We start from the raw sequence: 13,246 nt of genomic DNA on the forward strand, positions 1-13,246 counted from the left end.
GGCGATCAGGGGCGTACGTTACTCGTCGGCGCCTGCCGTGTTACCGGCGGTACAGAGTGATCGAGTGCCCGACCTCGTCGACCGGCCGGCTGCTCGCGATCAGCTCGGCCAGCCGCCCGGTGGCCGTGGCGGCCGCCGAGTCGGACACGACCAGCAGCCCGTGCACTTCGTCGGCGGGCACCCGGCGCGGATCGGCCGCCTCGATGCCGTAGAACGAGGGCACCCCGCTGCCCTTGTACACGAGCCAGATCCGCTCGCCCCCGTGGCGCTCGCGCAACCGGTCGGCGAGTCGGCCGAGGTCCTGTCCCCAGTCCACGTTGGAGTCGTGGAGCCGCAGACGGGTCTTCTCCGGTCCGCCGAACGCCTCGTTGGAGTACGGCAGGTAGTAGGGGTACGTTCGCAGGGAACTGACGGCCACGAAGATCACCAGCGCCCCCGTCACCGCGGGAGTCCACCGCCGTGGCACGACGAGGACGCAGCCGGCTGCCACCGCGAGGAACATCGGCAGGAAGACGGCGTACCGGGTGCCGAAGTCCCGGGCGCCCTCCATGGCCGAGACCAGCAGCACGGCGGCGGGGGCCAGCAGATACGGCGCGGCCGGCCACAGCCGCCGTACCACCACCACCGTCACGGTCCCCGCCGCCCAGAGGACGAGCATGCCGAGCGGGGTCTTCACCAGCAGCGCGGCCGGCAGGTAGTACCAGAGCGAACCGGTGTACTGACGGCCGAACAGGAAGCCCCGCCATGGCTTGTGCTCCAGCCCGAACTGGATACGCATCCCGTCCCGGTACGCCTCGGGGAACGGAAGCAGGTCGACCAGGTGACCGCGCAGCCCGTGAACGGCCGGCACATGCTGCCGGGGTGTCCAACGCAGCGACGGATCGACCGCGACGTACGCGGCCCATACGACGGCGACGGCGGCCAGCGTCATCAGCGCGGCGCCCCACAGCAGATCCCGCGGCCTCGGGCGCGTGCACCTGACCGACAGCACGGCCAGGACCAGCAGCACCGGAACCGCCGGGAGCGCGCTCATCTTCGTCGCCAGGGCCGCCCCGAGCGCCGCGCCCGCGAGCGGCAGGTACCGCCACGGCCGGTGTCTGGCCCGCCACAGCAGCCACACCGCCGTCAGCAGGAACCCGGCCGTCGGAACGTCCAGCGTGGCCAGCGAGCCGTGGGCGATGACGTCGGGGGAGAGGGCGTACAGGGCAAGCGCCGCCAACCCGCCCGCCCTGCCTGCCAGTTCACGTGCGAAGGCGAGCACCACGAGCCCGAACAGCAGCGTCAGCACGATCACCGGCAGTCGGGCGAACAGCATCAGCCGCCGGGGATCGTTGCCGGACTCGTACAGCAGATGCCGCCCGAGCGCGGCCTGGCCGCCCTCGAAGGAAGAGTCGAGGTGCGGATCGGCGAGGGCCGTCCCGACGCCGATGACGAGCTTGCCGAGCGGCGGATGCTCCGGGTTGTGACGCAGCTCGTGCTCGCGCAGGTACACGGTGCCCGTGCCCACGTAGACGGGCTCGTCGATCGTCGGCGTCTGCTGCGCGGCGCCGGTCACCATGGCGACGGCCATCTGGCCCAGCAACAGGGCCGCGACCAGCGGCGCCGGCCACCGCTTGCGGCTGATCCAGTGCCGGACGTGCGTCATCATCCGCCCCGCGGAAGTCGTACCGACAGACCGTCTGCCGTGCAGTGGGGTACGGCGCGCAGCGTGCCGGAGTTCAGCTCGATCCGGTCGGGGGGAATGCACGCCGGACACGGTCCGCTTGTCCGCGTTCCGCGAGACGCTGGTCTCCCCCGCGGAAAGGGGCGAACTGACGTGCATCTCCCTTATCAGCGGCGCCCGTTGCACGATCTGCCGGACACACCGGAGGCCTGCGACGCAGTTCTCGCGGACGTCGCCGAGCAGGCGCTGGCGCGGATCACGCGGGACGGCAGCCTCGAACACCCGGCGGCCGTTCTCGACGTCGGCGACACCTCCCTGGGTGTCACGTCCCTGCTTGCGCTCGCCCGGCAGCACGGCAGAGACCCTCGGCTGCCGCCGGCCGTGCGTCGCAGCCTCACCTTCCACCTGCGCGAACGGGTGTTCCGGGAGGACAACCCCGGCTATCCGAACCTCAGGATCCGCGACTCGGGTCTGCCGTACGCCCGTTACGTCCTCGAGCCGGGCGCCCACCCGCACGGCGACTGGCCGAGCACGGTCTGGGCGCTGCTCCAGGCGGTCGACGTGCTCGACACGGCCGGCGGACTCCTCGACGACGAACCACGCCTTCACCTGCTTGAGTTGGCGGTCGGGTACTGGGGCTGGCTGACCGAGGCCACCTTCTTCAACCCGCAGGAGGCGGCCAACCAGGCGATCGGCTGCGTGGTCGCCGGCCTGATGCTGGCCCGCCATCTCCCGCCCGCACAGGGGGAGTCGGTCCGCGCACGCGCGATGCGTCTGTACGCCGAGGAGATCCGCGCCCGCCGCATCCATGACCGGGGTGTGCTGCTGCCGCCCGAGCACGGCGGGGCGTACGACAACAACTACGGTCCCATCTCCCTGTCGTTCCTCGCCCAGGCCCACCGGATCAGCGGCGAGAAGGTCTTCGCCGAGGACGGCGACGCGCTCGCCCGCTATCTCGACGCCCGCCTGACCACCGGCGGCTTCGACGTGGGCGGGCCGCGCTACAGCGAACAGCACTGCGGCTTCGAAGCGGTCCTGGGCCTGCGCCACTTCGGCCGCCGGATCGGCGCCGACCTGGGGCGCTACCGGGGCGACAGCCGCTGGGCCCGGCACGCGAGAAGGCCCGACGGCGGCCTCGACGGCCACTTCGCCTTCATGCTCGTCTGGCAGATCCAGGACACGCCGGGCTGGCACCGTACGCCCTCGACCGCCCCGGCCCGCCACCAACTGCGCGCGGGCAGCGTCTCGGTGGCGTTCGACGACCGGATGACCCCGTCGCTGATCGAGGCCGGCGGCACCTACCACCTGCCTGCCGTCGTCCACTGGCAGCACGGCTTCGGGCCGGTCACCGACGGCTTCCTGCTGTGCCGCCCGTTCGGCGCGGTCCGCGTCCGTGACGTGAGCACCGGCGAACTGACCGGCAAGCTGGTCACCAAGCCGGTCGTCGACCGCGACCACGTCCTGCGCCATGTGCGGTCCCTGTACGTCACCGACGGAACGCGCCTGTGGACGACGGTCGCCGTCGAGCGGCTGGACGGGACGCCGTATCTGCTCGCCGGCCTGCCCTACGCCGCGGACGACGGCGAGCGCGTGCGCAGGACCGCGCAGGCCGCCGACGTGGCGTCCGCCGGGACCCTGCGGCTGATCCACCCTCCGACGCAGGACGCACAGCACTTCGACGCCCGCGCGGAGGTCACCCAGGAGCAGGCGGCCTTCGCGCTGGCCGCCGACCCGCGCGGCTTCGGCAACCCGGACGAGGGCTGGCGCCACCTTCTCGCCTCCACCGCTCTGGAGGCGGGCCCGGCCCCGGGCGCCCCGGAGGACCTGCATGTCTTCGCCGTCCGCCACGGCGGCACTCCGGGCGCCCCGTTCACGCCGTCCTTCGAGGCGGGGCCACACGGTCTGACCGTCCGCACCGAGGCCTTCACCGCCCTGATCGGCGACGCGGCGGGCGACGCCCATGGGGAACCGGAGCTGACGCTGGAGGCCGGTTTCCGGTCGGGCAGCTAGCCGGTGGGCACGACCAGGTCCGCCCGGTCCCGTGTCGTTGCCACCAGGTCGGCATTGCGCTGGTCCGGGCCCAGTACCCACGCCCGCGCCTGTCCGGGGCCCTTGCCGAACTCCTCGTGCCGGGCGATCAGACGGCGGATCCGCTCGGGTTCGGCCAGTTCGCAGAACCACACCTCGTCCAGCTGGGGTCGCACGCGCGCCCACGCCCCCGTGTCCAGCAGCAGGTAGTTGCCCTCGGTCACGATCAGCCGGGCGGTCGGCGGCACCGGGATCGCCCCCGCGATCGGCTGTTCCAGGACGCGTTCGAAACCGGGCGCGTACACGATGCCGTCGTCGGCCTCGTCATGCAGGCGCCGCAGCAGGGCGGCGTATCCGGCGGCGTCGAAGGTGTCGGGTGCGCCCTTGCGGTCCCGGCGGCCGAGCCGGTCCAGTTCGGCGTCGGCCAGGTGGAAGCCGTCCATGGGGACGTGGGCGACCCAGGGCCGGCCGGTGCCGTTCAGGTCCCGCACCAGGCGCTCGGCGAGGGTCGTCTTGCCCGCGCCGGGGCTGCCGGCGATGCCGAGGACGGCCCGCCGGCCGGGCGCCGCGAGGGCCCGGGCACGGGCCAGGAGGTCATCGAAGGTCACCGGCACACAGCAGAGTGTGTCATCCGGGTGTGCGGCGATGAATTCCGGGACCGCGGGGAGTCGGACCAGAGTGAGGAGAAAGGAGTTGAAGGGTCATGACGGACGACGAACAGCAGATCCGCACCCTCGTCACCAGGTGGGCCGACGCCGTCCACCGCGGCGACCTCGACGCGGTCCTTGCGGACCACACGGAGGACATCGTCATGTTCGACGTGCCCCCGCCCCACGAGGGCATCCACGGACTCGCCGCGTACCGCGCCAGCTGGCCGCCGTTCTTCGAGTGGCAGGCCCAGGGCGCCTCCTTCGAGATCGACTCCCTGGACGTCACCGCGGGCACCGACGTCGCCTACGCGCATGCCCTGCTGCGCTGCGGCACACCCCAGGAACTCGCCGAACGGCCCACCCTGCGCCTGCGGCTGACGCTCGGCCTGCGCAAGGAGGACGGCCGCTGGCAGGTCGCGCACGAGCACCACTCGTTCCCGCACGACTGATCCCCCCCCGCGGGGAACCCCTTCCGGTATGACGGAGCTCGGTCTTCCCGAAGAAATCCTGGCCTGCCTGTTCGACCTCGACGGGGTCGTCACCAGGACGGCCGTCGTGCACGCGGCCGCCTGGAAGGACACGTTCGACGCCTTCCTGCGCGACCGCGAGGGCGAGCGTTTCCGGCCGTTCGACGCCGTCGCCGACTACGACGAGTACGTGGACGGACGTCCCCGCGCGGACGGCGTCCGCACCTTCCTCGCCTCCCGCGGCATCCACCTGCCCGAGGGCCACCCGGACGACCCGCCGGACGCCCCGACGGTGCACGGCGTCGGCAACCGCAAGAACGACCTCCTCCTGGAGAAGATCCGCACCGGCGGCGTCGAGGCCTACGACAGCACCCTGCGCTACATCGAGGCGGCCCGCGCCCAGGGCCTGCGCACCGCGATCGTCTCCTCCAGCGCCAACTGCCGTGCCGTGCTGCGCGCGATCGACGCCGAGGGCCTGTTCGACGTACGGATCGACGGCGTGGTCGCCGCCGAGCGCAAGCTGCCGGGCAAGCCGCGGCCGGACACCTTCCTGGCCGCCGCCCACGACCTCGGCGTCGAGGCCGGGCGGGCGGCCGTCTTCGAGGACGCGCTGGCCGGCATGGACGCGGGCCGTGCGGGCGGATTCGGGTACGTCGTCGGCGTCGACCGCGCCGGACAGGCCGACGCGCTCTACGCGCACGGCGCGGACACCGTGGTGAAGGATCTCGCCGAACTGGGGAGCACACCGAACGCCCGCTGAGCCGGCGTGTGGCCGTATGCAGCGCTGCGCATCCCGTCCGCGTGGGTTAGTTTTTGCATGTTTTCCCTGATTTTCGCCCCCGCGTCCGCGGACCGCAGGAGGGCGTCAGCAACCCTGTGAGCCGTGGGGAGGGGCCAGGACGATGACCGACAGCGTGCGCGTCACCCGGGCCGGCGCGCTGCGTCGCGGGGGCCCGGCCGCATGACGCCCGAGCAGTACGCCGTCCCCCTCACCCGCCGACGGGCCTTATGGCAGGCCCTCCTCACCCTCGCCGTCCTGGTGGCCGTCGGCCTCCTCGCCCGGCGGCACTGGCCCGTGCTGGAGACCGGCGTCGGCCGGCTCGCCGTCGCCGACCCCGGCTGGCTGCTGGTGGGCGCGACAGCGGTGGCCGCGACCTGGCTGTGCTCGGCGCTCGCGCAGCAGGGCGCGGTGCCCCAGCCGCTGCCCGCGGGGCGGCTGGTCGCCGCCCAGTTCGCCGCCTCGGCGGCCAACCACGTGCTGCCCGCGGGCCTCGGCGCGGGCGTGGTGAACCTGCGCTTCCTGATGCGCTGCGGCCTTCCGGCAGCCCGATCGCTGACCGCGCTCGCGGTCAAGGCCGCGGCGGGCGGGCTGGTGCGCGTCGCCCTGATCGCCGCACTCGCCCTGGCCTGCCCGGGGTTGCTGCGGCTGCCGCACGTTCCCGGCGTGTTCGTGGCAGGGGTACTCGCCGCCGTCTCCCTCGCGGCGCTCCCGGCCGGCCGGCTCTGGCCCCGGTGCCGAACGCTCCTGGCGACGGTGTCGGCGGACGTCCGGGCCGTGCACGCCCTGCCGCAGCGGGCGGCCGCCCTGTGGGGCGGCTCGCTGGCCTTCGCCGCGCTGCACACCGTCGCTCTGATCGCCGTCGCCCAGGCCGTCGACCTGTCCCTGCATCCCGCCCGGGTGGCCCTCGTGTACCTGGCCGCCAGCAGCGCCGCCGCCCTGCTGCCCACCCCGGGCGGCCTGGGCTCCCTCGACGCGGTCCTCGCCCTTGCCCTCACGGCCGCCGGAGCGCCGGGCGCGGCGGCGGCGTCCGCGGTCCTCGGCTACCGGCTGCTGACCGTGTGGCTGCCGCTGATCCCGGGCCTGCTGGTGCTGGCGGTACTCGTCCGGCGCAAGGCGCTGTGACCGCGACGGCGTTTCCCGTCCGCCCGCTTCAGGTAGGAGTCCGGTTGTCGACCCATGGACGAGGGGGAAGTGGCATGGCAGGACACGAGAGCGGCGGACGTCTGGGGGAGGAGTTCCTCACTCCCGGCAGCTCCTCCTTCACCGAGTTCCTCACGGCGCACCGCCCGGCGCTGCTGCCCACTCGCCCGCCCTTCCCCGACGGCGTCCGGGCGGCTCCGGAGCAGTTCCCGCACGGCACCACCGTCCTGGCGCTCGCCTACCGCGACGGGGTGATGGTCGCCGGGGACCGCAGGGCCACCATGGGCAACCTCATTGCCCAGCGCGACCTGGAGAAGGTGCACCCCGCGGACGACTACACCGCGGTGGCCTTCGCGGGCACCGTCGGGCTCGCGCTGGACATGGTGAAGCTCTATCAGGTCGAGCTGACCCACTTCGAGAAGATCGAGGGCATCCCGATGACCCTCAGCGCGAAGGCGAGCCGGCTCGCCGGGATGATCCGGCAGAACCTCGGCCAGGCCATGCAGGGTCTCGCCGTCGTTCCCCTCATGGCCGGTTACGACGTCAGGGCCGCCGAGGGCGAACGGGGCCGCATCTTCAGCTTCGACGTCGCCGGCGGCGCGTACGAGAAGCGGGACTTCCACGCCGAGGGCTCCGGTTCGCCGTACGCGCGAGGCGCGTTGAAGAAACTGTTCCACCCGGGCATGTCCCGGCGCGAGGCCGCCCTGGCCGCGCTCCAGGCGCTCTACGACGCGGCCGACGACGACTCCGCGACCGGCGGCCCGGACATCAGCCGCCGTATCTTCCCCATCGTGTCCGTCATCACCGAGGACGGGTTCGAGCGCATGCCCGCCGCGGAGACGGAGGAACTCAGCCGCGAGATGGTCGAACAGCGCCACAGCCGACCGGACGGGCCGACCGCGGCGCCGTGACGGGCCACGGGTCACACCTCGTGGGGAGCGAAGAGTTCCAAGTGCCCGCACGCGGGGCAGCGGTAGGCGTCGATCTGGTAGCGGGGCCGGCCGAAGCGCTTGGCGCCGCCGAAGATCCCGCGTTGCAGGGGGCCGGGTATCCACCGGGCGTACCCGTTGGAGTGGTCGCCGGCGTCCTCGATGAAACCGGCTTCCAGGCCGACCGCTGTGCACTGCGAGCACTTCATGTCCATGCCCGCACTGTAGGGCCGGCCAGGCGGGATGCGGGGGTCACTTCGTGGCGACTTCCAGCAGGTGACCGTCGAGGGCACGTTCCACGGCCCCGCCCCGTCCGTCCGGTTCCACCCGATGGAGACGAGCGGCCCGGGCACGCGTGACCGTCTCCGTGAGCAGGCCTTCCGTGAAGAGCGCCCCCACACCGTCGTCCACCGCCCACCCCGCGGGCAGCGCGCCGGACGCCACCGCCTCCCGGTACGAGGGGCGGCGGCCCGGTTCACCGTCGTAGTGCGGGCAGACCGAGCCGGGCAGCAGCCCCAGGCCGTCGCGCAGGACGTCCAGCGGGCCGAAGGAGTCGGTGTGAGAGGCCTCGGCCCAGCAGTTGGCGCCGGCGCTGATTCCGCACAGCAGGGTCCCGCGGTCGTACGCCTCGCCCAGCAGCCGGTCCACGCCGTGCGTGCGCCAGACCGCCAGCAGGTTCGCAGTGTTGCCGCCGCCGACGTACACGACGTCCTGCGCGAGCAGGAACGTGCGCAGCGCGTCGGCGTCGAGTTCCCGTCGGAACAGCGGGAGGACGGAGGGCTCGCACGCGCGTGACCGGAAGGCGGTGAGGAACCGCTCGATGTAGGCGGGCGCGTCTCCGCTCGCGGTGGGCACGAAGCACACCTTGGGCCGCGAGGTGCGTGCATGGCCGAGCACCCAGTCGTCCAGCAGCCCGTCCTCGTCGGTGGAGAAACCGCCGCCGAGCAGAGCCAGACGTCGCGGGGGTGCGGACGGTGTCACGGGGATGCCTCCTGGGCGGGTGTGGGGGAACGGAACGTGTCAGGGCAGCGGGGCGGGAAACGCGGAGGGGGATGGACCGATCGCAGTGTGACAGGGAGGCAGCCATGGGGACGGAAGGGACTGAGCCCGAACCGATGGCGGACGATGTGTACCAGCCCACCGGAACCAACGAGGAGCAGGAGGACGCCGCACCCCTCGACCTGCAGGACGCCGTCGACGAGCGGACCTACGACGACACCCTGGACGAGGGCTACTCGCCGCCGGAGAAGCCGCTCGGCGTCACCCGGCACGGCACCACGGCCGCGGAACAGCACACCGGCGAGAGCCTCGACCAACGGCTCGCCCAGGAACGGCCCGACGTGGACGAACCCGTCGGGGACGACATCGGCGACCTCCCGGGCGGCGACGGCGAACCGGTCGACCCGGAGTCCGGCACCGAACGCGCCGGCCGCCTGGTGGCCCCGGACAAGGGCCTGCGCCCCGACACCACGAAGGAAGCGGTCGCCGACGACAGGGGCGTCGACGCCGGCGCCGCGGGCGCCGAGGAGGCCGCCGTGCACGTCGTCGACGACGACACCACCTGACCGGTGCTTCCTCAGTCCGCGATCCGGTCGATCTGCCGGAGCTTGTTGGTGGCGTCCAGGGCGGCCACCTTGTAGGACTCCGCGAGCGTCGGATAGTTGAATACCGCATTGACCAGATAGTCGACCGTGCCGCCGCACCCCATCACGGACTGACCGATATGGATCAGCTCGGTCGCCCCGGAGCCGAAGCAGTGCACACCCAGCAGCGTGCGGTTCTCGGGGGAGACCAGCAGCTTCAGCATCCCGTGCGAGTCCCCGACGATCTGCCCCCGGGCCAGCTCCCGGTAGCGGGAGATCCCGACCTCGAACGGCACCCGGTCCTCGGTGAGCTGATCCTCCGTCCGCCCCACGAAGCTGATCTCCGGGATGGTGTAGATGCCGATCGGCTGGAGGTTGTGCATCCGGCCCACGGGCTCCCCGCAGGCGTGGTACGCCGCCGCCCGCCCCTGCTCCATCGACGTGGCGGCCAGGGCCGGATAACCGATGACATCACCCACGGCGTAGATGTGCGGCACCTGGGTGCGGTAGTGCTCGTCGACCGTGATCCGGCCGCGCGCGTCCGCCGACAGGCCGGCCTTGCCGAGGTCGAGGTCGTCGGTCAGACCCTGCCGGCCCGCGGAGTACATCACCGCGTCGGCCGGGATCTTCTTGCCGCTCTCCAGCACGGTGAGGGCGCCCCGGGGGTGACGCTCGACGGCGGCGACGGTCTCCCCGAAGCGGAACGTCACCGCAAGGTCCCGCAGGTGGTACTTCAGCGACTCCACGACCTCCACGTCGCACATGTCGAGCATCCCGGCCCGCTTCTCGACCACCGTCACCTTGCTGCCGAGCGCCGCGAACATCGAGGCGTACTCCATGCCGATCACGCCCGCGCCGACGATGACCATGGAGCGCGGGACCCGTTCCAGGGCGAGGACATTGTCCGAGTCCATGATCGTCCGCCCGTCGAACTCGACGCTGCCGGGCCGGGCGGGCCGGGTGCCGGTGGCGATCACGATGTGCTCGGCGCCGATCAGCCGCTCATGGCCGGTGACCTCGCGCAGCGCCACGGTGTGCGGGTCGACGAAGCGGCCGGTGCCGGAGAACAGGGCGACGTGGTTGCGGGACAGCTGGCTGCGGACGACGTCGACCTCGCGGCCGACCACGTGCTGGGTGCGTGCGGTCAGATCCGCGACGGTGATGTCCTCCTTCAGGCGGTAGCTCTGTCCGTAGAGGTCGCGCTGGGTGAGGCCGGTCAGATAGAGCACCGCCTCGCGCAGCGTCTTGGAGGGAATGGTGCCGGTGTGGATGGAGACCCCGCCGACCATGTCGGGGCGGTCGACGACGGCGACCCGGCGGCCCAGCTTGGCCGCGGCGATGGCGGCCTTCTGGCCACTCGGGCCGGATCCGAGGACGAGCATGTCGTAGTCGGGCACCCTCCGGAGTCTGACAGCCCGGACACCGTCTTCGATAGGGTGAACGGTCAACCGGCGCTACGGTCAACTGCCCGAAGGCACACGGGAGTCGGCGGGCACACCTCACCGGAACGCGCCCGATGTCCCCCCGGAAGACCCTAGGGCAGCAGCTTGTCGAGGGCCGCCGGTCCCTCCCGGTCCAGCTTGCGCCGGGCCCATTCCAGGTTCTTCGGCGTGATGTCCTTGCCCGAGGCAAGCACCACGTCCTCCGGCGACACGTCCGTGCCGGTGCGGGTGTGGAGCAGGGCATCCGGGGTGACGCGGTCCGTGACCGGCTTGGACGCGTCGGGCTGTGGCGTCGACATGATCTCTGCTCCTCCGGTCCGGGGTTGTGCTGCGAACCCGGTGCGGTCATCGGGTCCACTAACACCATTCAACGTCGGAGCGCACACTGCATCCGGAGCGGGTGATGCCGAGGTCAGAGGGTCGGCGGCGGCCGAGGAGCGAGCACGAGCATCGTGACGTCGTCGCGTATGACCCGGCTGTGCCGCAGCAGGTCCGCCCACACCCGGTCCGTCAGGGCGGCGGGGTCGTGCTCGGCCAGGACGGTCAGCCGCTCGGTCAGCGGGTAGAAGGCGCCGGTCCGGTCACGGGCCTCGAGGACCCCGTCGGAGGCCAGGACCAGCGTGTCGCCGGGCTCCAGGAAGACGGAGAGCGCACCTTGCGGGATGCCGTCGGCAAGGCCGAGACCGAGCGGCATCGACGGCTCGACCCCGATGTCCGTGGCCGTTCCCGCCCGCAGCAGCACCGGGGGCGGATGGCCGCACGTCACGATCCGCACCGAACGCGCGTCGCGGGTGAACTCGAGCAGCAGGGCGGTCGCGAACAGCTCGGCGTGCCGGGCGCTCGCCGAGTCCACCCGCAGCCGTCGGTCGAGGCGGCCGGCGACCGCCTCCAGATCCGGCTGATCGAGCACCGCCTCCCGGAAGGCGCCCAGCAGGGAGGCGACCGTGCCCACGGCCGCCAGACCATGCCCCTGGACGTCGCCCAGCACGGCGCGCACCCCGTACGGGCCGTCGCGCACGTCGTAGAAGTCACCGCCGACCAGCGTCCCGCGCTGCGCCGCCCGGTACAGGCCCCAGCAGCGCACCGGGCCGACCCCCTCGGGCAGCGGCGGCATCAGCGCCCGCTGTGCGGCCTCGGCGGTGGTGCGTTCGATGTCGAGCTGGACGTCGCGGTGCCTGCGGACGAAGGCCACGAACACGCTCATCGCGGAGACGAAGACGATCGTCCACAGGTCGGTGTCGCCGGGCCGGTTCAGCTGGAGGGCCGGAATGTGCAGCAGCGTGATCGTCAGCGCGCCGAGGACGGCGGTCCCCAGCGGTCCGTACGACAGGACGGCCAGCGGCGGGATGGCGCCCAGCAGGAAGCCGATGTCGAGGGCATCGTCGCTGAGACCCGTGGCCACGCCCACGCCCACGATCAGCGCGACCGGCAGCACCCGCACCCAGCGTGGCGGTGGCGCGCCCCTGAGCCAGCTCTGCCGGTCCCGGTGCCGGAGAGGTGACAGGACGGACGCCTTCTCCACACCACCACGCTGCTACGCCGGGTCGCGCGCCGCACGCCGAGCTGTGCCGGCGCCCCCACCGTCACTCGGTGCCGAGCGTGTCCTCGACCGAGGCGAGGATCTCGGTGACCCGCAGCCCGAACGCCGCGTTGCAAGGGTGCGGTCGGCCGGAGTCGGCGGCGGCGAGGAGGGCGTCGGCCGCGCGGGCGAACGCGGGAAGCGCCCCCTCGGAGCCCGCCGGAAGGGCCGTCACCCCCGCCGTGCCGCGCAGTTCTACGGTGGCCCCCGCCGCCGCGGGCGGAGCGGTGAGGCTGAGGGTCAGGGTGCTGGATGCGCCGGTGGCGTGCTCGAGGACCGCGTGAACGGTGTCCTCGGGACCGCGTGCCGCGGCCGCCACGCCGGTCACGTCTCCGAGGACCGGCAGCAGCACGGACAGGGCATGCGGGCCGACGTCCCACAGGGCACCCTTCTCCCGCCGCCACGGCGAGGCCGCGAACGGGCTGTCCCCGGAGAACACCGCGCCCAGCCACTGCGCCCGCGCCATGAACCAGCCGTCCCGTCCGGCCTGTTCGGTGATCCAGGCCTCGGGGGCGGACTGGAAGCGCGTGGTGAAGAACACGACCGAGGCGACACCGGCCCCGCGTGCCGCCTCGACCACGGCACGGCCGTCGTCGACCGTCGCGGCGACGGGCTTGTCCAGCAGCAGATGGCATCCCGCCCGGGCGGCACGCGCCGCGAGCTCCGCCTGCACCGCCGGCGGCAGCGCCACGGCGACGGCGTCCACCTCCGCGAGCAGGGCGTCGACGTCGTCGTAGGCACGGGTGGAATGACGGTCGGCCAGTTCCTTCGCCGCTGCCGGGCGGCGCCCCCACACGCCGACGAAGTCCAGTCCGTCGTGCGCGGCCAGGGCGGGGGCATGCACCATCTGCGCCCACGGGCCGGTGCCGAGCAGTCCGATACGCATACGGGTCGCCTCTCCAACGCTGCCGAACCTTGCGACGGCCGGCGCCACGAGGCCGGCCGGGTGCGAGCGTGTCACACGAACGGCGGACACGGACACCA

The 13,246-nt window shown here is 72.8% G+C and carries 14 protein-coding genes; 6 read left to right on the forward strand and 8 right to left on the reverse strand.

Annotated features, from left to right (window positions below; all coding sequences use genetic code 11):
• Positions 1–40: 40 nt before the first annotated feature.
• Positions 41–1,645 (reverse strand): glycosyltransferase family 39 protein, encoded by a 1,605-nt coding sequence (locus tag ACFVJQ_RS13730; protein ID WP_385783818.1) that lies wholly within the window; start codon positions 1,643–1,645, stop codon positions 41–43.
• 171 nt (positions 1,646–1,816) lie between these two features.
• On the opposite strand from ACFVJQ_RS13730, the gene ACFVJQ_RS13735 reads away from it, so the two are divergent.
• Positions 1,817–3,673, forward strand: a complete 1,857-nt coding sequence (locus ACFVJQ_RS13735; protein ID WP_385783568.1) for a hypothetical protein — start codon at positions 1,817–1,819, stop codon at positions 3,671–3,673.
• On the opposite strand, the gene ACFVJQ_RS13740 is transcribed toward ACFVJQ_RS13735, so the two are convergent.
• Positions 3,670–4,305: a nucleoside/nucleotide kinase family protein gene (locus tag ACFVJQ_RS13740; RefSeq protein WP_385513957.1), complete on the reverse strand. Its 636-nt coding sequence runs from the start codon at positions 4,303–4,305 to the stop codon at positions 3,670–3,672. The two genes, ACFVJQ_RS13735 and ACFVJQ_RS13740, sit on opposite strands and share 4 nt — an antisense overlap.
• 89 nt (positions 4,306–4,394) lie before the next feature.
• On the opposite strand from ACFVJQ_RS13740, the gene ACFVJQ_RS13745 reads away from it, so the two are divergent.
• The 4 genes from ACFVJQ_RS13745 to prcB all read left to right on the forward strand — a co-directional run bounded on the left by ACFVJQ_RS13745 (position 4,395) and on the right by prcB (position 7,640).
• Positions 4,395–4,790 carry a YybH family protein gene (locus tag ACFVJQ_RS13745; RefSeq protein ID WP_385513956.1) on the forward strand — a complete coding sequence of 132 codons (396 nt, stop codon included), beginning with the start codon at positions 4,395–4,397 and terminating at the stop codon, positions 4,788–4,790.
• Positions 4,791–4,818: 28 nt separating this feature from the next.
• Positions 4,819–5,568 carry an HAD family hydrolase gene (locus ACFVJQ_RS13750; protein ID WP_385513955.1) on the forward strand — a complete coding sequence of 250 codons (750 nt, stop codon included), beginning with the start codon at positions 4,819–4,821 and terminating at the stop codon, positions 5,566–5,568.
• A 201-nt stretch (positions 5,569–5,769) separates the two neighbouring features.
• Positions 5,770–6,711, forward strand: coding sequence for a YbhN family protein (locus ACFVJQ_RS13755; protein WP_385513954.1), 942 nt, complete (start codon positions 5,770–5,772; stop codon positions 6,709–6,711).
• A gap of 74 nt (positions 6,712–6,785) precedes the next feature.
• A complete protein-coding gene (gene prcB / locus ACFVJQ_RS13760) occupies positions 6,786–7,640 on the forward strand; it encodes a proteasome subunit beta (protein WP_385513953.1) in 855 nt (284 codons plus the stop codon).
• 11 nt (positions 7,641–7,651) lie between these two features.
• On the opposite strand, the gene ACFVJQ_RS13765 is transcribed toward prcB, so the two are convergent.
• Both ACFVJQ_RS13765 and ACFVJQ_RS13770 read right to left on the reverse strand, forming a co-directional pair.
• Positions 7,652–7,867, reverse strand: a complete 216-nt coding sequence (locus ACFVJQ_RS13765) for a hypothetical protein (protein WP_374328958.1) — start codon at positions 7,865–7,867, stop codon at positions 7,652–7,654.
• Positions 7,868–7,910: 43 nt separating this feature from the next.
• Positions 7,911–8,639: a Type 1 glutamine amidotransferase-like domain-containing protein gene (locus tag ACFVJQ_RS13770; protein WP_385783573.1), complete on the reverse strand. Its 729-nt coding sequence runs from the start codon at positions 8,637–8,639 to the stop codon at positions 7,911–7,913.
• A gap of 104 nt (positions 8,640–8,743) precedes the next feature.
• Here ACFVJQ_RS13770 and ACFVJQ_RS13775 point away from each other — a divergent pair, with 104 nt between their 5' ends.
• Positions 8,744–9,223 (forward strand): DUF5709 domain-containing protein, encoded by a 480-nt coding sequence (locus ACFVJQ_RS13775; protein ID WP_385783576.1) that lies wholly within the window; start codon positions 8,744–8,746, stop codon positions 9,221–9,223.
• Between the two features lie 11 nt (positions 9,224–9,234).
• Here the strand turns inward: ACFVJQ_RS13775 and sthA are convergent, their stop codons facing one another.
• From sthA to ACFVJQ_RS13795, 4 genes are all read right to left on the reverse strand, one after another.
• Complete coding sequence (gene sthA, locus ACFVJQ_RS13780) at positions 9,235–10,638, reverse strand: Si-specific NAD(P)(+) transhydrogenase (protein ID WP_385513950.1); 1,404 nt, start codon at positions 10,636–10,638, stop codon at positions 9,235–9,237.
• 137 nt (positions 10,639–10,775) lie between these two features.
• Entirely contained in the window at positions 10,776–10,982 is a 207-nt protein-coding gene (locus ACFVJQ_RS13785) for a hypothetical protein (protein WP_385513949.1), read from the reverse strand.
• A 113-nt stretch (positions 10,983–11,095) separates the two neighbouring features.
• Positions 11,096–12,205, reverse strand: a complete 1,110-nt coding sequence (locus ACFVJQ_RS13790; RefSeq protein WP_385783579.1) for a PP2C family protein-serine/threonine phosphatase — start codon at positions 12,203–12,205, stop codon at positions 11,096–11,098.
• 61 nt (positions 12,206–12,266) lie between these two features.
• A complete protein-coding gene (locus tag ACFVJQ_RS13795; protein WP_385783582.1) occupies positions 12,267–13,148 on the reverse strand; it encodes a Gfo/Idh/MocA family protein in 882 nt (293 codons plus the stop codon).
• Between the last annotated feature and the right edge of the window lie 98 nt (positions 13,149–13,246).

Source organism: Streptomyces sp. NPDC127197, from assembly GCF_042672405.1.
GTDB classification, from domain to species: Bacteria; Actinomycetota; Actinomycetes; order Streptomycetales; family Streptomycetaceae; genus Streptomyces; species Streptomyces flavusporus.

What these genes read in the sequence shown, in the direction of transcription:
- ACFVJQ_RS13750 (WP_385513955.1), top strand. Translation starts at nt 4,819, where the DNA reads ATGACGGAGCTCGGTCTTCCCGAAGAAATCCTGGCCTGCCTGTTCGAC.
- ACFVJQ_RS13785 (WP_385513949.1), bottom strand. Translation starts at nt 10,982, where the DNA reads ATGTCGACGCCACAGCCCGACGCGTCCAAGCCGGTCACGGACCGCGTC.
- ACFVJQ_RS13755 (WP_385513954.1), top strand. Translation starts at nt 5,770, where the DNA reads ATGACGCCCGAGCAGTACGCCGTCCCCCTCACCCGCCGACGGGCCTTA.
- prcB (WP_385513953.1), top strand. Translation starts at nt 6,786, where the DNA reads ATGGCAGGACACGAGAGCGGCGGACGTCTGGGGGAGGAGTTCCTCACT.
- ACFVJQ_RS13775 (WP_385783576.1), top strand. Translation starts at nt 8,744, where the DNA reads ATGGGGACGGAAGGGACTGAGCCCGAACCGATGGCGGACGATGTGTAC.
- ACFVJQ_RS13730 (WP_385783818.1), bottom strand. Translation starts at nt 1,645, where the DNA reads ATGACGCACGTCCGGCACTGGATCAGCCGCAAGCGGTGGCCGGCGCCG.
- ACFVJQ_RS13745 (WP_385513956.1), top strand. Translation starts at nt 4,395, where the DNA reads ATGACGGACGACGAACAGCAGATCCGCACCCTCGTCACCAGGTGGGCC.
- ACFVJQ_RS13795 (WP_385783582.1), bottom strand. Translation starts at nt 13,148, where the DNA reads ATGCGTATCGGACTGCTCGGCACCGGCCCGTGGGCGCAGATGGTGCAT.
- ACFVJQ_RS13765 (WP_374328958.1), bottom strand. Translation starts at nt 7,867, where the DNA reads ATGAAGTGCTCGCAGTGCACAGCGGTCGGCCTGGAAGCCGGTTTCATC.